Annotated in this window: 21 protein-coding genes and 1 pseudogene; 20 read left to right on the top strand and 2 right to left on the bottom strand. The window is 51.5% G+C overall.

Annotated elements, in window-relative coordinates; genetic code table 11:
* Positions 1-141: 141 nt before the first annotated feature.
* The 11 genes from GH808_RS02495 to GH808_RS02445 all read left to right on the top strand — a co-directional run bounded on the left by GH808_RS02495 (position 142) and on the right by GH808_RS02445 (position 10695).
* A complete protein-coding gene (locus GH808_RS02495) occupies positions 142-855 on the top strand; it encodes a flavodoxin family protein (protein ID WP_186841222.1) in 714 nt (237 codons plus the stop codon).
* Between the two features lie 125 nt (positions 856-980).
* Complete coding sequence (locus GH808_RS02490; RefSeq protein WP_186841221.1) at positions 981-2447, top strand: helix-turn-helix domain-containing protein; 1467 nt, start codon at positions 981-983, stop codon at positions 2445-2447.
* 169 nt (positions 2448-2616) lie between these two features.
* Positions 2617-3057: a GNAT family N-acetyltransferase gene (locus GH808_RS02485; RefSeq protein ID WP_311135740.1), complete on the top strand. Its 441-nt coding sequence runs from the start codon at positions 2617-2619 to the stop codon at positions 3055-3057.
* Between the two features lie 174 nt (positions 3058-3231).
* Positions 3232-3648, top strand: a complete 417-nt coding sequence (locus tag GH808_RS02480) for an MmcQ/YjbR family DNA-binding protein (protein WP_186841220.1) — start codon at positions 3232-3234, stop codon at positions 3646-3648.
* 21 nt (positions 3649-3669) lie between these two features.
* On the top strand, positions 3670-4479 hold the full coding sequence (locus GH808_RS02475) for a nitroreductase family protein (protein ID WP_186841219.1): 810 nt from the start codon (positions 3670-3672) through the stop codon (positions 4477-4479).
* Positions 4480-4697: 218 nt separating this feature from the next.
* A complete protein-coding gene (locus GH808_RS02470) occupies positions 4698-5969 on the top strand; it encodes a 2-hydroxyacyl-CoA dehydratase subunit D (RefSeq protein WP_186841218.1) in 1272 nt (423 codons plus the stop codon).
* Positions 5966-7219: a 4Fe-4S binding protein gene (locus GH808_RS02465; RefSeq protein WP_186841217.1), complete on the top strand. Its 1254-nt coding sequence runs from the start codon at positions 5966-5968 to the stop codon at positions 7217-7219. The genes GH808_RS02470 and GH808_RS02465 overlap by 4 nt, the downstream gene beginning before the upstream one ends.
* Positions 7191-8546, top strand: a complete 1356-nt coding sequence (locus GH808_RS02460; RefSeq protein ID WP_186841216.1) for a 2-hydroxyacyl-CoA dehydratase subunit D — start codon at positions 7191-7193, stop codon at positions 8544-8546. Before GH808_RS02465 ends, GH808_RS02460 begins: the two co-directional genes overlap by 29 nt.
* Positions 8539-9327 (top strand): acyl-CoA dehydratase activase, encoded by a 789-nt coding sequence (locus GH808_RS02455; RefSeq protein WP_186841215.1) that lies wholly within the window; start codon positions 8539-8541, stop codon positions 9325-9327. The genes GH808_RS02460 and GH808_RS02455 overlap by 8 nt, the downstream gene beginning before the upstream one ends.
* A gap of 1 nt (position 9328) precedes the next feature.
* The gene (locus GH808_RS02450) at positions 9329-10003 is read left to right on the top strand and encodes an urease accessory protein UreH domain-containing protein (RefSeq protein ID WP_186841214.1); all 675 of its coding nucleotides are present in this window, start codon (positions 9329-9331) and stop codon (positions 10001-10003) included.
* Positions 10004-10194: 191 nt separating this feature from the next.
* Positions 10195-10695, top strand: coding sequence for a hypothetical protein (locus GH808_RS02445; protein WP_186841213.1), 501 nt, complete (start codon positions 10195-10197; stop codon positions 10693-10695).
* Between the two features lie 103 nt (positions 10696-10798).
* Here GH808_RS02445 and GH808_RS02440 read toward each other — a convergent pair whose 3' ends face one another.
* On the bottom strand, positions 10799-12034 hold the full coding sequence (locus GH808_RS02440) for an EAL domain-containing protein (RefSeq protein WP_186841212.1): 1236 nt from the start codon (positions 12032-12034) through the stop codon (positions 10799-10801).
* A gap of 330 nt (positions 12035-12364) precedes the next feature.
* Between GH808_RS02440 and GH808_RS02435 the strand changes: the two genes are divergently transcribed.
* From GH808_RS02435 to GH808_RS02420, 4 genes and pseudogenes are all read left to right on the top strand, one after another.
* Positions 12365-13276: a ketopantoate reductase family protein gene (locus tag GH808_RS02435; RefSeq protein ID WP_186841211.1), complete on the top strand. Its 912-nt coding sequence runs from the start codon at positions 12365-12367 to the stop codon at positions 13274-13276.
* A gap of 243 nt (positions 13277-13519) precedes the next feature.
* A pseudogene (gene cooS / locus GH808_RS02430) lies at positions 13520-15390 on the top strand (anaerobic carbon-monoxide dehydrogenase catalytic subunit).
* Between the two features lie 19 nt (positions 15391-15409).
* Positions 15410-15859: a 4Fe-4S dicluster domain-containing protein gene (locus tag GH808_RS02425; protein WP_186841210.1), complete on the top strand. Its 450-nt coding sequence runs from the start codon at positions 15410-15412 to the stop codon at positions 15857-15859.
* Positions 15856-17088 carry an NAD(P)/FAD-dependent oxidoreductase gene (locus GH808_RS02420; RefSeq protein WP_186841209.1) on the top strand — a complete coding sequence of 411 codons (1233 nt, stop codon included), beginning with the start codon at positions 15856-15858 and terminating at the stop codon, positions 17086-17088. The genes GH808_RS02425 and GH808_RS02420 overlap by 4 nt, the downstream gene beginning before the upstream one ends.
* A 176-nt stretch (positions 17089-17264) precedes the next feature.
* Here the strand turns inward: GH808_RS02420 and GH808_RS02415 are convergent, their stop codons facing one another.
* On the bottom strand, positions 17265-17705 hold the full coding sequence (locus tag GH808_RS02415; RefSeq protein WP_186841208.1) for an Hsp20/alpha crystallin family protein: 441 nt from the start codon (positions 17703-17705) through the stop codon (positions 17265-17267).
* A gap of 174 nt (positions 17706-17879) precedes the next feature.
* Between GH808_RS02415 and GH808_RS02410 the strand changes: the two genes are divergently transcribed.
* The 5 genes from GH808_RS02410 to kdpA all read left to right on the top strand — a co-directional run bounded on the left by GH808_RS02410 (position 17880) and on the right by kdpA (position 25903).
* A complete protein-coding gene (locus tag GH808_RS02410) occupies positions 17880-18686 on the top strand; it encodes an MBL fold metallo-hydrolase (RefSeq protein ID WP_207722231.1) in 807 nt (268 codons plus the stop codon).
* 185 nt (positions 18687-18871) lie between these two features.
* Complete coding sequence (locus GH808_RS02405; RefSeq protein ID WP_186841207.1) at positions 18872-19063, top strand: YjfB family protein; 192 nt, start codon at positions 18872-18874, stop codon at positions 19061-19063.
* A gap of 145 nt (positions 19064-19208) precedes the next feature.
* Positions 19209-21713: a Lon protease family protein gene (locus tag GH808_RS02400; RefSeq protein WP_186841206.1), complete on the top strand. Its 2505-nt coding sequence runs from the start codon at positions 19209-19211 to the stop codon at positions 21711-21713.
* A gap of 291 nt (positions 21714-22004) precedes the next feature.
* Positions 22005-23900, top strand: a complete 1896-nt coding sequence (locus tag GH808_RS02395) for an APC family permease (protein ID WP_186841205.1) — start codon at positions 22005-22007, stop codon at positions 23898-23900.
* A gap of 314 nt (positions 23901-24214) precedes the next feature.
* A complete protein-coding gene (kdpA, locus tag GH808_RS02390) occupies positions 24215-25903 on the top strand; it encodes a potassium-transporting ATPase subunit KdpA (protein WP_186841204.1) in 1689 nt (562 codons plus the stop codon).
* Positions 25904-25909 lie beyond the last annotated feature (6 nt).

Below are 25909 nucleotides of genomic sequence, written 5' to 3'. Positions count from 1 at the left end.
TAGTACAAAAATAAAGTAAAAAACAACCATTAACAAAAATAGCCCTGGTACCGGCGCTGACGGTGCCGGGAAACTTAACCAGTCAAACAAACCAAAACCGGGGAAACTCGGGCAAAATCAGCAAGAAAGCGGGGAGCTAAAATGAACATCACCATCATCCATGGTCAAACGCACCATGGCGTAACCTACACCATGACCGAGGCGGTATTGAAGCAACTGAAAGCGGCCGACGACGAGGTGCGGGAGTTTTTTCTGCCCCAGGACGGTCCTGGTTTTTGTGTGGGCTGCAACGCCTGCTTTTTAAAGGGGGAAACGCATTGCCCCGATGCCGACACGGTCCAGCCGATCGCGCTGGCGCTGGAATGGGCTGACGTGATCATCCTCGATAGTCCGAACTATGTCATGGAGATGAGCGGCGCGATGAAGAATCTGATGGACCATCTGGCCTACCGCTGGGTAACCCACCGCCCCCATGGCAGCATGTTTTGTAAAGTCGGGATCACCGTTTCCTCCTCCGCCGGGGCGCCGCCGAATCATGTGATCAACTCCATGGCCAAGCAGCTCAAATGGCTCTGCGTCTCAAAAGTGTATGGGTTTCCTCTGATCAGCAACGCCATGGGTATCCACGATTTAAAACCGAAAAAGCGCGCGGAGCTTGAGAAAAAAGCGGCTAAAGTCGCAAAAAAAGCGCGCCGTCGGGTCAATCACCCGCATCCGAGCCTGCGTGCCAGAATCGCGTTTAGCGTGTTTCGGTGGATGCAGACCGGGGCGCAGTCGGCGTGGAATCCGACCGACAGCGACTGGTGGATCAGCCAGGGCTGGACTGCGCACACTAAACCGTGGCAGCAACGATAAAAGGAAGCTCGCTACTGAATGATTCAGCATCGGATGGTTTCCGAAACGCCGGTATCGTTTAAAAAGGTGTGTCGGACTGCCGGTGCCAGAAAAATCTCAACTTAGAAGTGATAGAAAGAGGATTAATGATGTCATTATTTGCTAAAAAAATTGAAGAACTGATTGATGAAAACGGCGAAACGGTGCAGTCCCTGGCGGAGATCGGCAAAATCAGCCGTTCGACCCTGCAGCGGGTAAAATCCGGCGAGCGGCTGCCATCGAAGGCCTTCTTTCGCGGCATGTGCAAAGCTTTGCGGCTGTCGGCGGCGGAAGAAGCGGAACTCAAAATCATCCTTGAAATGGAAACCATTGGCCCCCGGAATTATTATAACCGAAAAGCCATCATCGGCCTCATCGAAACGATTTCGGAACTGACCGAACACACCATCCCTTTTTCAAAAGAAATCAGTTTGAAAAGTGGGGAAGCCTTAAAGCCCATCCCAACCGATGGCATGGAGATTGTCAGGGGGCAAACCAAGGTGCTGCGATTGATTGAAAACGCCATTGACGACGAGCTTTTTTCCAGCGCAACGCCGCAAATCCGGCAGGTGATCCCGTATGACTGGGATGCCGTCTACGACTACATTTTTCAGCAAATGATGGGCGCGGTGAAAAACCTGACTTTACAGGATATCGTCAGCTTTCCCCGCAATTGCAGTGAATCCGAGGCCGATCAAAGTCTGCTGGCCTTTAAAAAACTGACGGCGCTGTCGCTGCTCAACAATGTGGACTATCAGTCCCATTTTTACTACCGCTCCGCTGACGAATCCCAGCTCGATGGCGAGGTTTTTCCATATTATCTGTTAACCTCCGATCGTCTGATCACCTTGTCACAGAATCTCGCCACCGCGGTGGTGTATTGGGATGTGACTCTTTATCAGGTATACGATGCCTGCTTTTCAGAGCGCTTAAACAATAGTGCTGCTTTTATTCATGGCAGCCGTGATCTCTTTGAGATCTACGCCCTGGAAGACGCGCTTCCCACAAAACTTGTGATGCAGGCCATACCTTGTTTTTCCCGCTATTTCACCGATGAGATGATCGAAAAACAGCTAAACCGGGATTTTCCTTATTTTGACGCCCTGCTTGCGACGGTGATTCCATTTTATGATAAATTCCGGGCTGATAACAAGGGGATGGTAGATGTTTTTTCCCTGAAATACTTGCGGCAATTCATGGATGATGGCTACGTCTATCTGCCCGAAGAGATGGTTCACCCTTTTGCCGCTGGTGAACGACTGAACCTGATTAAACAGCTGCATGCCGATCTGATTAGTAATGAAAGAAAGTGCTTTGCCATCAACGAGGACCGACTGTTCATGAACTCGGCAGTGGAGTTCTCCAATGAAGACCCCACCCTCCGGCTGATTCTCCACTATCCGCAAAATGGCGAAACCATCTTTAAGCACCTGGCCATTAACGAAGTCAATATCATCCATGCCTTTGAAGAGTTCTTTAACAGCCTGCCGACGAGCGACTATGTCCTCACTACGGCCGAAACCATCGCCGGGATCGAAGCCATCATCCGGGATTATGACGGGAATGAAAGCTGATCATCGGGGATGCTGAAATTGTCATGGTCCCGGCCTTTCCGGCTGGGCCAGCCCTTGACGGATCAACTGCCCTCCTTAGTATTTGCAACAGAATGGTTGCCATCACTAAAATGAACTGCAAGGCCGGCCGAAAACAAACATGTTTATTCAGAAGGGAAAGAGGTATAAAATGGAAGATTGTATCATTCGGGAAATGAAACAAACAGAAATACCGCTGCTCTCCGATTTTTTATACGAGGCCATTTTTCAGCGGGGCGAAGCGCAGTTGCTGCCACGGGATGTGATCAAGCAGCCGGAACTTCAGGTGTACATCGAAGCGTTCGGAAGAAAAGATGATCATTGCCTGGTCGCCGAATGCGACGGGATAATCGTCGATGCGGTCTGGACCCGCATAATCGCCAGAGACATCAGGGGATTCGGGAATGTGAATGCTGAAACGCCGGAATTTGCCATCTCGCTCTATCCGGATTACCGCAACCGCGGCATCGGCGCCGCACTCATGAAACAAATGCTTCAACGGCTCAAAACAATGGGATACCCACGGGCTTCGCTGGCCGTGCAGAAAGACAATTACGCCCTGAAAATGTATCAGGCGGTCGGTTTTCGGTGATTGCCGAACTGGAACAGGAATACCTGATGATCTGTCATTTATCAGCGGACGCGACTTGAAACCTGAAAAAGCACACCATACTGATTGTGCAAACCGCTAGCGAAGCGATAACTACTTACACTTGCTGCGTTTCGCAATGACCTGATCACCTGCACATATGGAAGGAGAACGAAAATGAAACCTTGTGAAAAATGGGACGAACTGATTGAAAAAACGGTTGAAACACTGCCAGGAACAGCCCGGGACTATAAACCGGAATGGGATGCCATCCGGTACTTTGTCGGTGATGTGATGTTTGCCATGCGCGGTGAAAACAAAGAAGGCGACTCGCTGCTGACCGTCAAGCTGCCGATTGGCGACGGTGAAATCCTCCGTTTGCGGTACCCGGATATCATTCCCGGATATTATATGAACAAACAGCACTGGAATTCGATCATCCTCGACGGCGACGTGCCCGAGCAGGTGCTGGTCGACTGCATCAAACTGGCACACCACACCGTATTTGTCAAACTGACTAAAAAGAAACAGCGGGAAATCGAAGCAAGCATACAGGTTCCGGGGAATGAGCAAGCGAACTCACCCGCGAAATAAAAATAACGAAGGAGCACTAAAATGATTACCATTGATGAAAACAAATGCATCGGCTGCGGTCTATGCGCAAAAGATTGTTTCACACATGATATCGAAGTGATTGAGAAAAAAGCAAAGTCTAAAAGAATTCGCTGCATCGAGTGCGGCCATTGCATTGCCGTCTGTCCTGAAAGCGCAGTCAGCCTAGAAAACTATCCGATGTCCGATATTCTGGAATATCAGCAGGGCCAGTTTGAATTGGATGAAAATCAGTACCTACGGGCACTGAAATTCCGCCGAACCATCCGGCAGTTTTCAAAAAAACCGGTAGCAGCCGGTCAAATCGAAACAATTATTGAAGCCGGAAGATATTCGCCCACCGGCGGCAATCAGCAGAACGTATCCTATTGTGTTGTGAAAGATGACATCGGCCCATTAAGAGCGATGGCGCTTGATGAACTGAATAAAATAGCCAGCCTTTCCACAGCCGAAAAAGCAAAGCTGAACATATCCTGGTACGGGGAAATGTGGCAGCAGATGTACCGGGATTTTCATGATCAGAAAATAGATGGCTTGTTCTTTGATGCCGAAACCGTGATTCTGGTGATATCCGAGTCCGTCCAAAGCGCCTGCATCGCCGCCGCGCATATGGAAACGATGGTGTATGCCCAGGGCTTGGGCATGCTCTACAGCGGGTTCTTTACCCGGGCAGTGGCCCATTCTAAAGAGATCAAAGACTATTTAAAGCTTGATCCGGGTCAAAACGTCCACGCCTGTCTGGTAATCGGCTACCCGGGCGTCAAATATCAGCGGACCGTGCCGAGAAAAGAAGCCAAAATAAACTGGCGATAAAATATCTGAAAGAGGGAAATTATTCCAGCTGATAAGCGACAGCGAAAGCTCTGGACGATAGTCCACCACAACACTCCAAAGAGCCGATACGGTTTAACCGTACCGGCTCTTTTTTTGTCACGTTCACCCAAAGTTCATATAAATATCAAGTTATACTCATATTGGATTGTTACAATTTGGATAAATCATAAAGCTGAATGACTGAGGAGGAAAAGATTATGACAGCAACAAAAAACAACCACACGGCCATGACCTATGAAAGCGAATATATGGATACGTTAAAAACCTTATATAAAGAAAACAGCCAGATCGAAGAACTGCGCTACTTTCTCAACACCAGTTATCTCTATTTCAACCGGGAAAAAATGGCCCGACGCCAACCGAAAGTCATCGTCCTGGGAACCAGCATTCCCGAAGAGCTGATTTACGCGGCAGGCGCCAAACCATTCTGGATTCTGGGCGGCAGCCTCGGCACCGTCGCCTGGTCCGACGATCTGGTGCCGCGAGACACCGATCCGGTCAGCCGGTCGATGCTGGGATTCCTGCACAATGACCACTTCGATCTGGGCAGGGAAGCCCTGATCATCGTGCCGATCACCTGCGACAGCCACCGCAAAATAGCCGGTCTGCTGAAAAACGCGGGCAAGCAGGTGGTCACCGTGGATATCCCGCCCGATAAAAAAGATCCACTGGCCGGCATCAAATGGAAAAAGCAGATGGAGCTGCTCGCGGAAAAACTCACCGACCATACCGGCAGCCGAATAACCAGAAAAAGCCTGACCCAGGCGTCCCGGCTAGTAGAAACGGCGCGCAAGCTGATGCGGGATTTCATCACGGTCGGTCAGAAACAAGACGGTCTGATTACCGGCTCAGTGCGCATGGCGGTACTCAATTCGTATTATCACACCAATGATCTGAAGCTCTGGTGCAACCAGCTGCGAAAGCTGAACCTGGCGCTGTTAAAAAACCGGAAAGTCATCCCGGCCGGGGAGACGAACAAACCCACCATTCTGCTGATGGGCTCGCCGGTCACCTTCCCGAATTATAAAATTCCCTTTCTGATTGAAGACATCGGCCTGAAAATCGGCGCCGTCCTGGACACAACCACACCGAAGATGATGGCCAGCAGCAATGACAGCCATCAAACGAACGATCCCTTTGATGAGATCATCTTCGCGCATTACCGCTACGACTGTTCCGCCGCTTACTCGAAAAACGACCGGCTCTATGCCAGCGCTCTCGGACATCTGAAACAGGGAACAATCGAAGGCGTCGTCTTTCACGTGCTCAAGGGTCAGATCGAATACGACTTTGAACTGGAACGTTTTGAACAGCTTTTCGCCACGAAGGAGATCCCGGTCTTCCGTCTGGAGACCGACTATCAGTACCAGGACGTCGAACAGCTCCGCATCAGAATGGAAGCCTTCATGGAGATGCTGACCCAAAGCCGCTTGCGCGATGCCTGTCATCTGGAAAAAGCCGCCATATGAAACTGAAAAAATACCTGACACCCGTCGTTGTGCTGATCTGCGTGGGGCTTGCGGCGCTGGCTTACTTTGCCTACAACCTCGTTTTTTATGACTACGGCGCCGGTGCAAGCAGCTTCTCCCTGAGCGATCAGGTGGTGGACACGCCGCTGTTCTCGATGCAGTTTCTGTGGGCGATGACGCCCTTTTTAATCATCATCGCACTTTCCATCCTCTGCATTCTGTTGTGCCTGTGGCTCCGGAAGCGGATCATCAAAAAAGACCCGGTGATGGGCCGCTTTGTTTCTGAACGCACCGGGCTGTCCGGAACCGCAGCCGTCACCGGACAGCGGAAATTCGGATTCATGACGATCCGGTGGCTGATCATGATTGGCAGCTTTCTGGCCCTGATTTACGGCGGGAAGCTGCTGGGTCAGTGGTACAGCAACCTCACCATTCCGATTTTTGCCTGCCCCTACAATCAGCAGCAGCTGATCGGCAGCAGCTGCTATTATCTGGCCCATCTGAGTTCCCTTTTTGCGCTGGCCTGGCAGGATATCGCGATCTTTTTCGTCTCCCTGATGGTTTCCCTGGTGGTACTGGGCCGGCTGATCTGCGGTTTTCTCTGCCCAATGGGGCTGCTTCAGGACCTGGCCCATGCGATGCGCCAGGGGCTCAAGATTGAAGGGCTGTCCCTGAATGAAAAACTCTACAGCCGTCTGAAACCGATCAAATGGACGATGCTGCTGTTATTTCTGGGCATGTCCTTTGTTGGCGGAAACTTCTGTAATTTCTGCCCGGCCCTGACGGTTTCACCGGCCTTCGCCGGATTCAGGGTCTCGGTCTTTTTAAGCGGGTTCATGATGATTCTGGTGCTCGTCAGCGGCTTTTTCAAACGCCGGTTCTTCTGTAACATCTGTCCGCTGGGTTATCTGATGGGGCTGTTTCACAGGATTTCGCTGTTTAAAATCAAAAAGGACTGCCAGTCCTGCACCGAGTGCGGTGCCTGCTACGAAGCCTGTCCGATGGGCATCAAGGAAATTTATACCGAGCGGGAAAAGACCGATGTGACCACTGCCGACTGCATTATGTGCGGCGCATGCATCGATAAATGCCCGGAAAACAATGCCCTTTCGATGAGCTTCGGCGGCATTAAATTCTACCGGGCTTCCCGGAAAACGTTCATGTCCGGTCATCGTAAAACGGAAAAGAAACTGATTCGACGAATAAGGAAAAGAGAAAAAAATGAACCTGAACAATCAAGAAAACATTAAAAAGAATAGCCGGCCCCCCAAAAAAGAACCCTCGCCCATGGAAGTGCGCCAGCGGGAGCGCTTTGTCGGGAAATCCGCCCGGGTGGCCGCCAAATATCTGCGGCGGCTGACGGAACTTAAGGGGGCGCCGCAAGCCATGAAGCCCTTCTTCCAGGTGCTGGAGGACATTCATGTGAACATGAAAAACGTGGAGCAGCCGACGGACACCAAAATCGTCGGGACCTACTGCGTGATGGTGCCCCAGGAACTGATTTACGCCGCCGGCGCCCAGCCGGTCAAACTGTGCAGCGGCAGCTACTCGGCCTTCGCCATCGGCGACGATCTGGTGCCGCGGGATGCCTGTCCGCTGGTCAAATCGGTGATGGGGTTTCAGGCCATGGGAGTAATGCCCGTTTACGAGGATTGTTCCCTGATGGTCGTACCCATCACCTGCGACTGCAAAAAGAAAATGGCCGGCATGCTGGCCGAGCGGGTGCCAACCTATTCGCTGCATGTGCCGACGTCAAAAAGTGATGACGACGACATGGAGCAGGTGGTTTCCGAATTCTACCAGCTGATTCCGGCGCTGGAGGCGGTCACCGGCCAAGCCATCACCTGCGACAGCCTGGCGCGGAGCATCGACGGGATGGGTTTTGCCCAGTATCAGATGTCGCAGTTTGCTGCCTACAAAAAGCATGTACCGGCACTGATCCAGGGCACCCATGCAATGGCACTGATGAATGCCTTTTCCTACATGCCCGTGGACCGCTTCAGCGAGCAGCTCCACCGGCTGAATCAGGAGCTGGGCCGGCGCCAAAAAGAAAAGCAGTTCGTCAGCATGGACAAACAGCCCCGGATCATGGTGACGGGATCGCCGATCATTTTTCCCAACATCAAAATTCCGCTGCTGATTGAAGAGATGGGCGGGATTCTGGTGGGGGATGAAACCTGCATGGGGGAGCGTGCTCTTTACGATCCCACCGTGGTGGTCGATCAGAGTTTTGACGGCCTGCTGCGATCCCTGGCCAACCGCTATACCCGGCCCTGCACCTGTCCGACTTTCGTCGACAACAGCCAGCGGATTTACCGCATCAAACAGATGATTGCCGACCATCAGGTCCAGGGCGTCGTCTATCACGTGCTGCGCGGCTGTCTGGTTTACGACTTCGAATACCAGACGCTGGAGGAGGAACTGGGGCAACTCGGTATCCCGGTGATCCGGGTCGAAAGTGACTACAACGAGGAGGACATCGAACAACTGCGCATCCGCATCGAGGCCTTTATCGAACTGATCAAACTGAAAGATCTGGCAATCAAAAAACAGAAACAGGAGAAAGCAAATGAGTAAGAAATATTATGCGGGACTGGACGGCGGCTCGACCTATACTAAGGCGGCGTTGATTGGCGACAATCAGGTGGTGGATGCGATGGTGACCAACACCGGCATCGACAATAATGCCGCCGCCAGCAGTCTGATTGAAAAAATGTGCCAGCGCCGCGGGATCAGCCGCTCCGAGGTGCGCTATACGATGGCCACCGGCTACAGCCGCAAGGTTTTTGATATCGCCGACGACGACATCTCGGAAATTACCGCCCATGCCTACGGCGTGCGCGTGACCGCCCCCAAAGAATACCGCCCGGGCATGATCATCGACATCGGCGGTCAGGACAGCAAAATCATCTATCTGGACAAGCATTACGCCGTCAAGAATTTTTCGATGAACGACAAGTGCGCCGCCGGCACCGGCAAGTTCATGGAAGTCATCGCCCAGATCCTGGAGACTACCATCGATCAGGTTGGGCCGCTGTCCCTGGAAAGCAAGGCGCCCTGCGACATCAACAGCACCTGCGTGGTGTTTGCCCAATCGGAAGTGGTGTCGCTGGTGGCCCGAAAATACGACCGGCGGGATATCCTGGCCGGTATGCACCTGTCGATGGCCAAACGGATCATCAAGATGATGAAAAAATCCGAGAAGGGCGGGGACATTCTGATGACCGGCGGCGGCGCCCTCAATATCGGCGTCCATCGCGCCTTTGAAGAAGAAATGATGCGGGACGTCTACGTGGCCCGGTTCCCGCAGTTCAACGGCGCCATCGGCGCGGCGCTGATCGCCAGCGAAAGGGCCTGAGATGGATCTGACACTGCTTCTGCCGGTGCTCGCTACGGCACTTTCCATCGGTCTGGGCTGCGGCACCTGCTGCAGCCCCGCGGTCAGCCTCTTCCTGTCGACCTACATCATCGCCCATGCCGGCGGCATGAAACGGTCGCTGTGGTCGTTCCTGATTTTTTTCATCGGGAAGGTGACCGCCGTGGTGCTGTTGTGCGCCCTGGCATCACTGATCGGCAACCAGTTCATCAGCGCTGCCGGCATGATCGGCAGTTTCAACTTGCGTCTGATCCTGGAGCTTGCCATGACCGCCATGGGGCTTTGGCTGATCGGCCGCTGGCTTGTCCATTACCGCCAGCCGGACGCCCACTGCGCGGGCTGCACCGGCGAAAAAAGCGTGCCGGCCAAAGGCTTTCTGCCCCTGTTCGCGGCAGGATTCGCCTACGGCGCGTCGCCCTGCTCGTCGCTGGTGATGATCATCGGGGTCTGCGCCACATTGCCGCTGACCACAGCCATCCTCGTGAGCACTGTCTTTGCCGCCGCCAGCACCCTGACACCGGTCCTGCTGATGCTGATGCTCTCCGGTGTGCTGTCGGGAAAAATCGCCCGCGAAATCCCCCGGCAGCTGCCGTGGTTCCAACTCGGCAGCTACGTCCTGATCACTCTCTTCTCAGCCGCCGCGCTCGTCAACCTTTAGTAAAAAGACGTCTGTTTTATTCACAATAATCGAACAATAATAGCTTTGATGTCGGTTTCCGCAACCAATTTGGTAACGTGTAGGCGAACAGTCGATAGACTGTCCGCCGTACAGTGTACAAATTGGTTCGCGCAAACCGGCAGCGAAGCTCACGGCAGTTTCGCCAGCCCGTAATTTAAGGAGAATTTGAAATGAAGATCAAGATCATCAAACAGTTTTTTGCCGCCTTCGCGGCGGTGTGCATCATCTACGGTTCGGTGGCCACGACCTACACCAGCTACAAAAACGTGCTGGCCGCCCAGGCCGAAATTCCCCTGGCCATCGCAGTCAAGGAAGAAACCACCGCAGCCGCCGCGGAAACAGACGCTTCCACCGCAACACAGACCCCCGCAACGACGACGGAAACGTCCGGCACGTCGACTGCCGCCAGCACCCAGACCGAGAGCGTCACCGCCGAGACACCAACCGTCACCAAACAGGAAGAGCTCGTGGCCGTTGCCGACACCACCACATCAGCCCAGAGCCAGGCCATGGCCGCCGCAGTCCCGGTGGTACCGACCCTGAATGAGTTTCTGTCGCAGCTGCGCTGCGGTGGCTGCGGCAAGAACTGTTCGCTGGCCAGTCCGCGCTGCGCCACCGGCAGCCGTAAGGCCCAGCAGGCCGAAGCCCAGTACGATGCCACCTACAGCTAAAACGACTCAGCTGTAACAGCCAGCCTCGGTGCTTTACAAAAAATGCCGGCGTGAGGGCAAACACGCCCCAGCGCCGGCACCGGTTGCCGCAATTTGAAGCGGATCAGCCAGCCGATGCCGGTGGCCGGTTTTCCAGAAAATCCACACACAGAATATATTTTTTATCCGCCCGCCGGAAAACCTTGGAATAGGTGATACAGAGGCTGCCGGTGGCCATCGACACATACGGATCGGTAATGAAGCTGGTCTGTTTTCTTCTGATCAGATTGTAATAGAAGTTCTTGATCGAATGATCCACGCCAATCTTGGCGGAATGGAAAACGAGTTTTTCGCTGGTGGCCGTTTTTTTAACGCCCACCGTATCGCTGCATTGAATCCCCGCTTCATCCAGCACATAGGCGCAGTCAATCAGTTGCGAATCGTTGACGTAGTGACACAGCGGGCCACTGAATCCCGGCGCCTCATTCGTGGCGATGGCGGCAATCATCTGATCCACGGTGTGCGTGTAGTTCCGGCATTTCTGGTTGTAATCCTCCAGCTCACCGAGCAGCCGCTTTTTGTATTCCGCAACGACAGTGCCGGTTTTTTGAATCAGTTCATCCGAAAACACAACTTCCTTCATCGGTCGCGAGAAGTAGAAGCCCTGAATCGCCTCGCACTCTGTTTCAACCCCTTCCGCAATGATCAAGGCCCCGATTTTGTTGCTCAGATTGACCAGTGATTTGAAAACCTCCTGCTTGTGATAGACACGATCCATCCGCTCAATGATCGAGCGGTCAATTTTGATGATGTCCGGTTTTAACTCCGCGACCCGGTCCATATTCGAAAAACCGGCGCCCACATCATCCAGCGCAATCAGATAGCCGTATTTCTTGTAGGTCGCGACAAACCGCAACAGCGCCAGCGCGTCCAGCGCCTTGGATTCATTGATTTCAATGACGATGTTTCTGGCCCTGATGCCACTCCGGTTGACCTGATTGTTCAGATAATTGGATCCGCCCACGCCGTCGATGATGGCGGTATCCAGATTCAAAAACAGCAGCAGCTCCGGGTCTGACTCCAACAGCGGTTTAAATGCCTGTAAAACCGTGTCCCGGCAGGCCCGGTCAAGCTCCGTCGTCAAGCCCGCATCGTCAGCTTTTTCAAACAACAGCTGCGGCGGAATGATCTCAGCGGTGCCCGGTTTGATCCCGCGGATCAGCCCTTCCAGGCCGATTGTTTTTCTGCCGGTCACGGATACTATGGGCTGAAAGTAAGCCATCAGTCTTTTCTGCCGGATGATTTCGGCGATATCTATTTCATCTTCCGGTGATAAGGTTTCTCTCTGCAATAATTCCACTTTTTCTCTCCAAATTCCAACGATCCCTAATGATCGGTTTTATCGTGTTTATGAAACACGGAAAGCGCAAACAGAAGCTTCTTTGCTTCCGGTTTGCGCTTAGATTATCATTATACTTATTATTGCCGGCTAATTCAATCTTTTTCGTATCCCATCAGTCATCCCGGCTGGATTCTCCGGCAATTCTGCCCTGAACCATTCGGGGCCCAACAAAAATGAAAAAATCAGATGACGCGTGACCATTTTTTTTGAAAATCCGGATCGGAAATGATAGAATAAATCATACAAACCGTATCCTGCAGTGGATAAATCTAAAAAACGAGGAAGCATATGGATATCAAAAACGTCTCAATCATCGGCCTGGGGGCCCTGGGTATTCTTTTCGGCCAACAGATTTCAGAGAGATCAGGATCGAATCTCACCGTTATTGCAGATGAAAGCCGTATCGAAAAATATCAAAATCAGGGGATATTCTGCAACGGGAAACCCTGTGATTTTCACTACCAGACACCGGATGATCACGGTATTGCTGACCTGATTCTGTTCTCCGTCAAAATCAGCGGCCTCAACGACGCCATCAGTTCCGTCAAAAGTCATGTCGGGCCGGATACCATTCTGATGTCGCTGCTCAACGGCATCACCAGCGAGGTCATCATCGGCGCGGCATTCGGAGAAGTGAATCTGATCTGGGCAGTGGCCCAGGGAATGGATGCCGTCAAAGAAGCCAACCGGCTCCAGTACAAGAATCCCGGCATGATCTGCTTCGGCAACCGGAATAGGGATGAGCCCTCAGAAAAGGTGGCGCGGGTGCAGCGCTTTTTCAACCGGATGGGCATCGCCTATCAGATCGACAACCGGATGGACCGGAAAATCTGGTCCAAGTTCATGCTGAACGTTGGCGTCAACCAGGTGGTTTCAACATTCGGAGAAAACTACGGCAGCGTTCAGCGCCCCGGTGAGCCCCGGGAACTGATGATCGCGGCCATGGCGGAGGTAATCCCCATCGCCAGAAAAGAAGGGGTTGATTTGAATGAGGCTGACATCACCTACTGGCTGGGCGTGGTGGATTCTCTCAGCGCCAGCGGGAAACCCTCGATGCGGCAGGATGTGGAGGCCCGACGCCCTAGCGAGGTCGAACTATTTTCCGGCACTATTCTTGCTTTGGGTAAAAAGCACGATATTATCTCGCCAGTAAATGCCATGCTTTATGAGCAGATTAAAACCCTGGAAGCGGGGTATTAATACCCACTGTCAAAGGTAATTGATTGTTTGCTTATGTCTCAACCAAAATGATATTGGAATAAAAACAGAAAGCGGCTGATTATAGCCGTTTTTTTTTATTTTACTTTGCGATGTTGCGGTCTGAATTTAAAACAACTGGTCAATCTTCCGACAGTGTTTATTTTTATTTAGAATCATTCATGTCAAATAGCATTTATAGTCTTATAATGATCCCAATGAAATTTTATTGCTGGAGGGTATCAAATGAATTCTAAATTTAACTGTAAAACCTGTGAAAGTGCTGATAAGAAACTGGAATTGTTTATTGCCGATTTAAGTATGGAAACGTCCCATCACCGAATGGAAGGCCAGAGCGTCAAATGCGGTTTCGGATTGCAGGGGATCTGCTGCCGACTCTGTTCAAACGGTCCCTGTCGGATCACACCGAAGGGCCCCAAAGGGGTTTGCGGCGCCACGGCTCACCATCGTCGCCCGGAATTTTCTCAGAGCGGTTTCGGCCGGTTCCGGCTGTTACATCCACATCGTGGAAAACACCGCACGGCTGCTGAAAAAAACCGCACAGACAGGCGGCCTGCTCAAAGGGAAACAGGCGCTGACCAAGCTGGCCGGTATTTTTGAAATCGATGAATCGGATGAACACATCCTGGCTGAAAAAATAGCCGACATGGTGCTGGCTGATCTCTATAAACCGGACTTTGAAAAGATGGAACTGGTTGAAAAGCTGGCCTACAAACCGCGGTTTGACCGATGGAAAGAACTGGGTATTCTGCCGGGCGGAGCAAAATCCGAAGTGTTTGCCGGGGTTGTCAAAACATCGACCAACCTCAATTCCGATCCCGTCGACATGTATCTGAACTGTCTGAAACTGGGTATTTCCACCGGGCTCTACGGTCTGACGCTGACCAATCTGTTAAACGATGTGATGCTCGGCGAACCGTCGATCCGTCTGGCTCCAGTCGGACTACGGGTGATCGACAGCGATTATATCAATATCATGATCACCGGTCATCAGCATGCCCTGTTCGCCTATCTTCAGGATCGTCTGATTGAAGATGACGTCGTCGCCAAAGCGAAAGCTGTCGGCGCCAAAGGCTTCAAGCTGGTCGGCTGCACTTGCGTGGGACAGGATCTGCAGCTGCGCGGGGAACGCTATCAGACGGTCTTTGACGGACATGCCGGCAACAACTACACCAGCGAAGCGATCCTGGCCACCGGCGCCATCGATGCCGTGCTGTCTGAATTTAACTGCACGCTACCGGGGATTGAACCGATCTGCGACGAACTTAAAATCAAACAGATCTGTCTGGACGATGTCGCCAAAAAAGCCAATGCCGAGCTGAAACCCTTCGTCTTCGAAGAAAAGGAAGCCCAGAGCACCGACATCATCGACGCCGTCATCAACGCCTACCAGACGCGTCGGGGGAACGTGCCACTGAATCTGCTGTCGGAACACGGCAATGACGATACCCTGACCGGTGTCAGCGAAGGTTCGCTGAAATCCTTCCTGGGCGGAAACTGGAAACCGCTGATCGATCTGATCGTCTCCGGCCAGATCAAAGGCATCGCGGGGGTCGTGGGCTGCTCCAGCCTGACAGCTGGCGGGCATGATGTGCTCACCGTCGGTCTGGTCAAGGAACTGATTGCAAAGACATTCTCGTGCTGTCAGCTGGCTGTTCGTCCGGCGGACTGGAAAATGTCGGTCTGATGTCGCCATCGGCAGCCTCCCAGGCTGGCACCAAACTGCGGGCGGTCTGCGAAAGTCTGGCATTCCGCCGGTCCTCAACTTCGGTCCCTGTCTGGCCATCGGCCGTCTGGAAATGGTCGCCACTGAGCTGGCTGAAGCCATCGGTGTCGATTTGCCGCAGCTGCCGCTGGTGCTGTCAGCCCCGCAATGGCTGGAAGAACAGGCCCTGGCCGACGGCGCCTTCGGTTTATCGCTCGGCCTGCCGCTGCATCTGGGACTGCCACCTTTTGTGACCGGAAGCCCGGTGGCCGTTCAAGTTTTCACGCAGGATATGCTGAGTCTCACCGGCGGTCAACTGATTATCGACGATCAGGCGAAATCTGCCGCCGCGACACTCAATGACATCATCGAAAAAAACGCAAAGAATTAAACATCTAGGGGGGGCAGTCATGAAACGAATCATCATCGATCGTGAACAATGCGACGGTTGCCTGAACTGCAATGTCGCCTGCATCAGTGCCCATCAGGAGGGCAGCAATTTTTATACCGTCAACCTCGGCAGTGCCGATTCTCAATCCCGCAACTTCATCAAATTCGATCCGAAAACCGGCTACACCCCGATCTTCTGCCGCCACTGCGACGAACCTGAATGCGTGCTGTCCTGCATGAGCGGAGCCATGCAGAAGGACCCGGTTAGCGGTCATGTGAGCTATGACGAAGCCAAATGCGCGGCGTGCTACATGTGCGTAATGAACTGCCCCTTCGGGGTTCTTACGCCGGACCGCCAGACGCGCACGAAGGTGATACGATGCGATTTCTGCGAAGACCAGCCTGACGGTCCCAGCTGTGTCAGAGCCTGTCCCAAACAGGCCATTGAAGTGAAGGAGGTCAGCCGATGAAAATCATCATTATCGGAGCCAGCGCGGCTGGAATCAGCGCGGCCAGAACAATCAAGGAAGTGGAACCGAATACTCAGGTTACGGTAATTTCCCGGGATGATTGCGTCCATTCCCGCTGCATGCTGCATCATTTTCTGGGACATGAACGGGATGAAGCCGGCATCAGTTTTGTCGACGGGCATTTCTTTGCCGACAACCACATTACCTGGCTCAAAAACACGGCGGTGGTTGGTCTGAATACCGCTGCCAAAGCGGTAACAACCGACGACGGACAGGAGCTCTTTTTCGACAAGTTGCTGATTGCGACGGGCGCTTCCTATTTTGTACCACCGATACCCGGCCTGAGAGAGGCCACAAACGTCTACGGGTTCAGAGACCTGAAGGATGCCCGACTGCTTGATGCGGAGTGCGAGACGGCGAAAAACGCCGTCGTCATCGGTGCCGGTCTGGTCGGCATGGACGCGGCGTCAGCCCTGCTCAAACGCGGCCTGAAAGTGACGGTCATCGAAATGATGGATCACACCCTGGGGCTGCAGCTCGACGAAAAATCAGCCAGGCCTTACCAGCAGCACTTTGCAGCCCACGGGGCAGACTTTCTGCTGTCGGAGAAAGTCGTTGCCGTGGATCTCGATGAAACGGGCCGGGGAGTGACCATCCAGCTTGCCAGCGGGAAATCCATTCCCGCCGATGTCATCGTCATTGCCGCCGGAGTGCGGCCGTCCTTCGATTTTCTGGACAAAACCGGAATTGCCACTGAGAAGGCGATTCTGGTGGGCGACGATCTGCAGACAAACGTCGCGGACATCTACGCCGCCGGTGATGTGACCGGCCTCTCCGGAATCTGGCCCAACGCGATGAAACAGGGACGAATCGCCGCCATCAACATGCTGGGCGAACGACTGCTCTATAACGACCGGTTTGCTATCAAAAACACAGTCAATTTCTACGGGCTGACCACCCTTTCTCTGGGTAACATCAACCCTCAGCCGGAAGAAAACTTTGATGTCATCGTGCGGGAAGACCACAGCAGCTACCGGAAAATCATCATGAAAGACGGTCACATCAGCGGTGTGATCATCCAGGGGGATATCGGCGGTACCGGCTTCCTCCAGCATCTGATCAAGCAACAGATCGACTTGAGCGGCCTGGACAAGGATGTTTGCGATCTCGAGTATTCGGATTTCTATGCGGTGGATCCGGAAAACGGGGAATACCACTACGCCGTTTAAACCACGGGCAGTATTGCTCTTGGGTTCGACTGACGCGATCCGCTTAAAAGCATAAAAAATAGACCACCCGCAATTCATGGTGGTCTACCCATCAGCGTAGCGACCATTTGTTTTGAACAATTGGCCGGTACGCTGATTCTGTTTAATGATCATCTCAATTGATGCCGAATGTGGGATCAGTCGATCTTGATTTCAGTTTTCTTGGCAGCTTCTGCGGATTTCGGGGCCGTGATTTTCAGAATTCCGTTTTCGAAACCGGCTTTGATGTTGCTCTCATCGATATTGGGCAGATAGATCGAGCGCTGCATCGACTGATATGAACGTTCTTTATGAATGTACTTTTCACCTTCTTCCGATTTTTCCTCTTTTTTGGAAACGGAAATCGTCAGACGATCGTTATCAAACTTGATATGAATGTCATCCTTGCTGTATCCGGGGACTTCCGCATCGACAATGTACTCTTTGTCATTTTCCTTGATGTCAAGTTTGAATTTGTCGTTGAAACTCTTAAATGGTGCCTGATTGTCACTGAAGAAATTCTCAACCATATTATAGAAATCGATCGCATCATCCGTCCGTGCCACTTGATTCTTTTTAAAAGGTGTCAAATCAAACATTTGAAAACCCTCCTTTAATAATATATCAGCCATCCATAAAGAAAGACCGATTATAATAATACTATCCAATTTTTCCGAAAAATAACAACAACCCTGATTTTTTTAATCCCGCTGCTCCGTAAAGGATGCAAAAGCGCCGGCAATGCAGTATAATAGCCAAAAGGAGGGATTACCTTGGAAGAACGATTAATCATACTGGGAACGGGGAACGCATCCGTTACCAAATGCTACAATACCTGTTTTGCGATTCAGCAAGCAGACGAATTTTTTCTGGTCGATACCGGCGGCGGAAACGGCATTCTAACCCAGCTGGAAAAGGCCGAAATACCACTGGGTCAGATTCATGAGATCTTCATCAGCCACGAACATACCGATCACCTGCTGGGGCTGGTCTGGCTGATTCGAATGATTTCCGCCGGGATGAAAAACGGCAACTATGAAGGCAAGCTGCATATCTACTGTCATGCCAAACTCAAAAAAACTATCTTGACGATCGTGAAACTGACGATCCATGAAAAATTTTTGAAACTGATCGGAAAACGCATCCTGTTTCATATCGTGGAAGACGGAACAATCCGGGAAATACTGGGCTGGGAGGTGACATTTTTTGACATTCTGTCCACCAAAGCGAAGCAGTTCGGTTTTACTCTGCGGCTGAAATCAGGAAAAAAGCTGACCTTTCTGGGGGATGAGCCCTACCGCGACAATGAGTATGCCCATGCCTTCCAGGCGGACTGGCTGCTCCATGAAGCGTTTTGTCTCTATCGGGACCGAGAGCAGTTTTTGCCTTACGAAAAGGATCATACCACCGTGAAAGATGCCTGTGAAATCGCCGAAAAACTGGCAGCGGTAAATCTCATTCTCTATCATACAGAGGATAAAAACCTGAATGACAGACAAGCCCTTTACTATGCGGAAGGCAAACCCTGTTTTTCCGGAAATCTGCTGATTCCCGATGATCTTGACGTCATCGATCTCTAGCAGCGGCACCGGCCCTTAAGATCAGATTGTCGATATGACATGAGTGCTCTGTCTACCGTTTCAGCCTTTAAGGTATCTTTCTTCATTTTGTCGTATAATAATGCTATTATTTTTTCTGATGGCAATTGAATTTTGTGATTCTCCAGCCTTCAAATGGATGAAACAACAAGAAAGGTGGAAATGATATGGATATTGCAGCTGCGTCAATGAGTCTCAGCCAAATGCAGGTTTCACAGCAGGCGAGCATGTCGGTGATGAAAATGGCGATGGAAACCGGTGAAGTGCAAATGGACAGTGTCGTCGAAATGGCAGCAACCAGTTCGGCACCCGTTTCGCCAAACCCTTATGTCGGCCAGAATTTGGATCTGACCGTTTAAGCATGATTGAATTCAATAATAATCAAAAACGATGGGATCATTGCCTAATGATCCCATCGTTTTTTTCTTTGTTTATTTAACTGCCATCAGGGTATGCATAAAAAACAGAGAAAATCCACTGCTAAAAGGTAAAGGGGGTCTGACTATGAAACCAAAAGACGCGTATGCTGTTCCTCTGGAAAAGCTCAAAAAAGTTTGCGATTATGAAAACGAGCTCAATTTCTGCAACACCTCGCTGGATGTATCACCACTTGATGTGGTTGTCGGCCAGGACCGGGCTGTCAAATCCATGGAGTTCGGGCTTGCCATGAATACAGACGGCTATCATATCTTTGTTGTGGGCCCTTCCGGAACCGGCAAGAACCAGTATACCAAAGAAGCGGTATCACGGGTCGCCGCCGGTCGCCCGGTACCCGACGACTGGTGTTACATCCATAATTTCATCAACAAGGACAATCCGCTGGCCGTGTCACTGCCAGCCGGTCAGGGCCGTGAATTCCAGCAAGATATGGACAAACTGATAGCTGAACTCCGAACCGTCATCCGGAAAGCCTTTGAAAGCAGTGATTATGACTTGAAACGGGATCGGATCTTCAATGACTTTCAGTTGAAAATGGGTGAGCTTTTTCAGATTATCGAGCAGAAAGCGCGGGAAGAAGGCTTCAGTGTCAAGCCGGTCGCCATGAAATTTATCTTCATCCCGCTGCTCGAAGGCCGTCCGATGCAGCCGGAGGAGTACAACAAGCTGACCGATGAACAGCGTCATGAAATCACTGAAAAACGCTACAGTCTCGTCAACAAGCTCGATAAAATACTGCTCGAGGGTCAACTGTTTGAGAAAAAGACCTCGGAGCGGCTTTTTGAACTGGATCGGGAAATAGCTTTTCTCACCGCCGAGCCTTCCATTCGCGCACTCAAAGAAAAGTACCGCCATATTCCTTTAATCGCCGACTATCTTGACAAGGTGCTGACGGATGTTGCGGATCGGCATGCCATTTTCAAAAAGTCCGAGCCATTTTCGGGGCGTTCCGCTTCGCCGGCGCGGCCGGATGAAAATACCCCGCCCGACAGCCATGACGCCAATCCCTATGAAGCCAGTTATTTTACCGGCCAGGAGGAGGCCAATGCCTTCACGCGTTATAAGGTCAACCTGTTTGTTAACAACGAAAAACAGCACGGCGCACCGGTTGTGATCGAAGCCAATCCCTATTACTACAATCTTTTTGGAAAAATTGAATACAAGAGCCAGATCCTGGTGATGAATACGGACTTCACGATGGTCAAACCCGGTGCCGTTCATCTTGCCAACGGCGGTTATCTCGTTCTGCAGGCCAAGGATCTGCTGACCGATCCCTATGTCTGGAGTGCCCTGAAAAAAATTCTCAAATACCGCCAGGCCGTTGTCGAAAACATCGGCGAGCAATACCGGACGGTGCCGACTTTGACCCTGCGGCCGGAGCCAATTCCGCTGGATGTCAAAGTGATTCTGATCGGCAGTCCGATCTTCTATCTGATTCTGTCTGGTGATGAAGATTTCCGCGAGCTGTTCAAGGTAAAAGTCGATTTTGACTACGAGATGCCGCGCAATCCGGAAAATCTGCGCAAGTACGTCTCAATCGTCAGCTCGATCTGTCATGAAGAAGGCCTGAACCATTTTGACCGCTCCGGTCTGGCCGGCATCATCGAATACGGTTCCAGGCTATCGGGCGATCAGAATAAACTGTCCACCAATTTCGGCGATGTGAGAGAAATCGTCTATGAGTCGATCACCTGGGCCAAACGGGAAAATTCGGAGTTCGCGACGATGCCGCATGTGAAAAAGGCGCTGATGGAACGCAAATACCGCTTCAACAATCTCGAAGAAAAAATCCAGGAGGAAATACTCAGCAAGAAGATCATCATCGATACGGACGGAACAGCGGTCGGTCAGGTCAACGGCCTGTTTGTCATTCAGACCGGCGGCTATTCATTCGGGCTGCCGGCCCGGATTACAGCCATCACCCATGTCGGCCGCGGCGGTGTCATCGACATTGAACGGGAGACCGAAATGAGCGGCAATATTCATTCCAAAGGCGTCTTCACACTCGCCGGATATCTCGGCGGGAAGCTGGCGCAGGATAAACCGCTGGGATTTACCGCCCAGATTACCTTTGAACAGCTTTATGAAGATGTGGAAGGGGATAGCGCCTCCAGTTCCGAACTTTTCGCCGTCATTTCAAGCCTGGCCGGCATTGAACTGAAGCAGGGGATTGCCGTGACCGGCTCGGTGGATCAGCGGGGCGGTATTCAACCCATCGGCGGCGTCAACGAAAAAATCGAAGGCTTCTTCGATATCTGCAACGCCACCGGCCTGACCGGAGAACAAGGCGTCATGATTCCTTCGCGCAATATTGACAACCTGATGCTCAAAGACGAAGTGCTCGATGCCGTCAAGAACAACCGCTTTCACATTTATGCAATCGATAACGTCGACGAAGGCATCGAGCTGCTGAGCGGCCTGCCCGCCGGCGAGCTTGGTGCAGACGGGACTTACCCCGAAGGCAGTGTCTTCTACAACGTGGATCAAAAACTCCAGCAATACAATCAAGCACTGGGAAATTCATCGGAGGAACCGGTCTGGATTACCGTGGAAGAGGATCCACCGACTTAAATTCCAGACCTGATGTGATCCGCCGCCAGGATTAAACCGGTTATTGTAAAAAGCCGCAGAAAACCAATAAAAAAGCCGATTTAGCCGCTATAAAGACTGAATCGGCTTTGCTTTTTTTCATATTTTCGACAATGATCCCGCCATTAATATTAAATTTATATCCCGCCTTATTTCCTTTATACAAACTTTATACGGATTATGTTATTTTATAAATATTCAATGAAATGGTTGCAAAAACTGTTCATTGAATCCAGACATAATTTGGAATCTAAAGGAAAAAGGTGATTTGATTTGTCAAAAGCAAAAGAAGTTCTTCTTGGAAAGTCATTACGAACAGATGAAATTAAAAAAGAAAGATTGTCGAGACTCTGGGGTTTGCCCATTCTTGCCAGCGATGCCGTATCCTCCGTCGCCTATGCAGTGGAGGAAATCCTGCTGGTACTGGTTCCGCTGCTGGGGTTTGCCTCCTTCGGGTACGTACCCGGCGTGGTTGCTGCCATCATCCTGCTGTTGCTGATCCTGTGTTTCTCGTATTCTCAGATAATTTCCCATTATCCCAACGGCGGCGGCGCCTATATTGTTTCAAAAGAAAACCTCGGCAGGAAACCGGCCCTGATTTCCGCGGCGGCCCTGATCGTTGATTATATCCTGACCGTGGCCGTCAGTATTTCAGCCTCCACCATGGCTATCGTGGCGGCCGTGCCCGCTCTGGCCCCGCACCGGGTGCTGATTTCCGTTTTCTGCATTTTTCTGATTACCCTGATCAATCTGCGGGGGATGCGGGAATCATCAAAGATATTCGGGGTTCCGACCTATGCATTTATCCTATCAATGGGGATTATGATTGTCATCGGCTTGTTCCGTCTGTTTTCCGCCACCCTCACGCCCATCGTCTATACGCCAGACCAGCTCAGCGGAGTACTGCCTCAGGAAGTATTCAGCGGGATGCTGGTTGTTGTAGTGCTGCGGGCGTTTTCATCCGGATGTTCAGCACTGACCGGGGTTGAAGCAGTCAGCAACGCCGTGCCGGCTTTCCGGGATCCGTCGCAGCACAATGCCCGACATGTCCTGTATATGCTCGCGGTCATTATCGTCCTGATTTTTGGCGGCACCACGGTTCTGGCCGTGAGCCTTCAGGTAGTTCACATCCCCGGCACCACCGTCGTCGCGCAAATCGCCCAATCGATCTTCGGCCGTGGTTTCTTTTACTACGTGATTCAGATCACGACATCACTGATTCTGATCCTGGCTGCCAACACCGCCTACAACGGCCTGCCGCTGCTGCTTTATCTGCTGGCGCAGGACCGTTACGTACCCAAGCAGTTCTCCCAGCGTGGCGCGAAACTCAGCTTTTCCAACGGCATCCTGTTCATTATGGTCATTGCGATGTTTCTGGTGATCGTCTTTGACAGCGATCCCCACAACCTGATTCCGCTCTATTCAGTTGGTGTTTTCATTTCTTTTACGCTGTCACAGTACGGCATGTTCAGAAAATGGCTGCGCGAAAAAGACAAGGGCTGGCAGTACAAATCCCTGATCAATATCTTCGGCGCCATTGTAACCGGGGTCGGCTCGGTCATCATTTTTTACTCGAAGTTCCTTGAAGGCGCCTGGATGCTGGCCATTGCCATGCCAGTTATCATCTTTGTGATGATCTACATCCGAAATCACTATGCGGAAGTCCAGAATCAGGTGGAACTGAAGGAATTTGCGCCGTATTACCCACGGCTGACCGGTGCGCAGGGAACACCCTGTGTAGTCCTGCTTCAATCCATCAACAAGGCCACGTTGAAAGCCCTCAATTATGCCAATTCCATTTCTGATGACATCACCGTGCTGCATATCTGCCGCTATCCGGAGCATGCCAAACAATTGCGGGCACAATGGGCAGAACTGCAGATCCCCCTGAAGCTCGAGATCATCGAAAACCCGTATCGGGATACTTCCCGAATTCTCAAGTGCTACGTCTACAAACGAGCAAAAAATCTGGGACATGGCGAGAATCTGACGGTCATCATGATCAAATATATCGCAAACCACTGGTACGATCGTGTTCTACACAATCAAACCACTTACTTCCTGGAACAGAGCCTCAGCCGTTTCAAAAATGTGACCACCATTCTGATCCCTTATCATTACTCCCTCAACACCGTTGTTGAAAGCAAAGAGGATATCGACAGCGAGTGAAAGAAGCTGCTTCATCATGACATGATGCGAAAAAGCGGCAAAGAAAATAACTCAAAAATGCTTGTGTTCATTCCTCAGGTGTACATAATATAAACGACCGTTGCCAACCACTTAAACACAAACAGCTTTAACCGCGGTATCGGTTTGTACAACCAATTTGTACAAACCGATACCGCGGCTCACATCAGTGCCTGATTTAATTAAAATAGGAAAGGAAGTAGTGAGTCAATGCGTGTTGTTTTAATCATAACTGGAATCGTTGCGATGGCTTTACTTGTTTATCTGTTCTATATTTTATTTAATGGAGAAAACCGATGAGTATGATAATCGTACAGGATCTGCTGTTTCTGATCATCGTGATCGGCCTTTCAGTTCCGCTTGGCATTTACATCCATCAAGTGATGGCTGGGCAAAAAGTATTCCTGACCCGGCTGATCTCACCAGTGGAAAACAGGATCTACCGGGTGCTTCGCGTACCGGATGATGAGGCGATGAGTCCGCAAAAATACATTTATTCCGTTTTATCGTTTTGTGCGATTGGGCTCATCTTTGTTTTTAGCGTTCAAATGCTGCAGTATATCCTGCCGCTGAATCCCGAGCATTTAAAAGCACCAAGCTGGGATCTCGCCTTTAATACCGCCGCCAGCTTTGTCTCCAATACCAACTGGCAGGCCTATTCTGGTGAATCCAGTCTGTCTTATCTGACTCAGACCATCGGATTATGCGTCCAGAATTTTTTGTCGGCTGCAACCGGAATCGCTGTATTGTTCGCACTCATCAGAGGCTTCACGGCGCCGAAACAGCTGACCATCGGAAATTTCTGGCAGGACATCACACGGATCACGCTGTATGTTCTGGTTCCGCTGTCCGTGATTTTTGCGATTGCCTACGTTTCCCAGGGCGTTGTTCAGTCTTTTAGCCCGTACCAGGATGTGACGATGCTGGAAAACGGGATGACTCAGACCATCCCGTTAGGTCCGGCGGCAAGCCAGATCGCCATCAAACAGCTGGGAACCAATGGTGGCGGATTCTTTGGCGCAAACTCAGCTTTTTCGCTGGAAAACCCGACCCCCCTGACGAATTTTTTGCAGTTGTTGTCGATTCTGCTGATACCCGCTGCACTTTGTGTCGCATTCGGACAAGCGGTAAAAGACAGCAAGCAGGGCCGGGCCATCTATGTCGCCATGATTCTCTTATTCGTCCTTGCGCTGGCTGGTGTCACACTCAGCGAAGCGCTGACCGCACCTGTTTTTTCCGGCGTCGCCACCACTGGAAATATGGAGGGCAAACAGATTATCCATGGTGTCGGTACCTCCGCATTGTGGGGGACTGCGACGACAGCCGCTTCAAACGGTTCCGTCAACGCGATGCTTGACAGCTTCACCCCGCTAAGCGGATTGATTTTTATGTTTCTGATGCAAATTGGCGAAGTCGTATTTGGCGGTGTCGGAAGCGGCCTATCCGGCATGCTTGCTTTTGTGATCCTGACTGTTTTTATTGCCGGGCTGATGGTTGGACGCACACCCGAATATCTGGGCAAGAAGATTGAGCCATTCGACATGAAAATGGTCTGTCTGATCGTACTAACGCCATTGCTTTGCACCTTGTCCGGCACGGCTTTTACCGTTTTACTGCCGCAGGCTAGTGCCTGGACGTTAAATACCGGAGCGCACGGTTTTTCGGAAATCCTCTACGCCTTCTCGTCAATGGGAAACAATAACGGCAGCGCTTTTTCAGGCTTTCAGGCCAATACCGTGTTCACCAATGTGGCCGGGGGCATCATTATGCTGATCGTCCGTTTTGTGCCAATGGCAGCCACTCTGTTTCTGGCCGGAAATTTGTCGAAAAAGAAGTTTGTCGCATCAACCGAAGGAACCCTCAGAACGAACAACAGTCTCTTTGTCGGGCTCCTGATTTGCGTCATTCTGCTGCTCGGAGCGCTGAGCTTTTTGCCTGCGCTGGTGCTGGGTCCGATTGCCGATTTCTACACATCCTTGAGTTGAGGTGAC

Origin of the sequence: Acetobacterium fimetarium (assembly GCF_014284475.1) — a bacterium.
GTDB lineage: Bacteria > Bacillota > Clostridia > Eubacteriales > Eubacteriaceae > Acetobacterium > Acetobacterium fimetarium.
This window is presented reverse-complemented; position numbering and strand designations above follow the sequence as displayed.

Excerpts from the sequence above, each read along its gene's own strand:
- GH808_RS02495 (WP_186841222.1), top strand. The coding sequence starts at position 142 with ATGAACATCACCATCATCCATGGTCAAACGCACCATGGCGTAACCTAC.
- GH808_RS02490 (WP_186841221.1), top strand. The coding sequence starts at position 981 with ATGATGTCATTATTTGCTAAAAAAATTGAAGAACTGATTGATGAAAAC.
- GH808_RS02485 (WP_311135740.1), top strand. The coding sequence starts at position 2,617 with ATGGAAGATTGTATCATTCGGGAAATGAAACAAACAGAAATACCGCTG.
- GH808_RS02480 (WP_186841220.1), top strand. The coding sequence starts at position 3,232 with ATGAAACCTTGTGAAAAATGGGACGAACTGATTGAAAAAACGGTTGAA.
- GH808_RS02475 (WP_186841219.1), top strand. The coding sequence starts at position 3,670 with ATGATTACCATTGATGAAAACAAATGCATCGGCTGCGGTCTATGCGCA.
- GH808_RS02470 (WP_186841218.1), top strand. The coding sequence starts at position 4,698 with ATGACAGCAACAAAAAACAACCACACGGCCATGACCTATGAAAGCGAA.
- GH808_RS02465 (WP_186841217.1), top strand. The coding sequence starts at position 5,966 with ATGAAACTGAAAAAATACCTGACACCCGTCGTTGTGCTGATCTGCGTG.
- GH808_RS02460 (WP_186841216.1), top strand. The coding sequence starts at position 7,191 with ATGAACCTGAACAATCAAGAAAACATTAAAAAGAATAGCCGGCCCCCC.
- GH808_RS02455 (WP_186841215.1), top strand. The coding sequence starts at position 8,539 with ATGAGTAAGAAATATTATGCGGGACTGGACGGCGGCTCGACCTATACT.
- GH808_RS02450 (WP_186841214.1), top strand. The coding sequence starts at position 9,329 with ATGGATCTGACACTGCTTCTGCCGGTGCTCGCTACGGCACTTTCCATC.
- GH808_RS02445 (WP_186841213.1), top strand. The coding sequence starts at position 10,195 with ATGAAGATCAAGATCATCAAACAGTTTTTTGCCGCCTTCGCGGCGGTG.
- GH808_RS02435 (WP_186841211.1), top strand. The coding sequence starts at position 12,365 with ATGGATATCAAAAACGTCTCAATCATCGGCCTGGGGGCCCTGGGTATT.
- GH808_RS02425 (WP_186841210.1), top strand. The coding sequence starts at position 15,410 with ATGAAACGAATCATCATCGATCGTGAACAATGCGACGGTTGCCTGAAC.
- GH808_RS02420 (WP_186841209.1), top strand. The coding sequence starts at position 15,856 with ATGAAAATCATCATTATCGGAGCCAGCGCGGCTGGAATCAGCGCGGCC.
- GH808_RS02415 (WP_186841208.1), bottom strand. The coding sequence starts at position 17,705 with ATGTTTGATTTGACACCTTTTAAAAAGAATCAAGTGGCACGGACGGAT.
- GH808_RS02405 (WP_186841207.1), top strand. The coding sequence starts at position 18,872 with ATGGATATTGCAGCTGCGTCAATGAGTCTCAGCCAAATGCAGGTTTCA.
- GH808_RS02400 (WP_186841206.1), top strand. The coding sequence starts at position 19,209 with ATGAAACCAAAAGACGCGTATGCTGTTCCTCTGGAAAAGCTCAAAAAA.
- kdpA (WP_186841204.1), top strand. The coding sequence starts at position 24,215 with ATGAGTATGATAATCGTACAGGATCTGCTGTTTCTGATCATCGTGATC.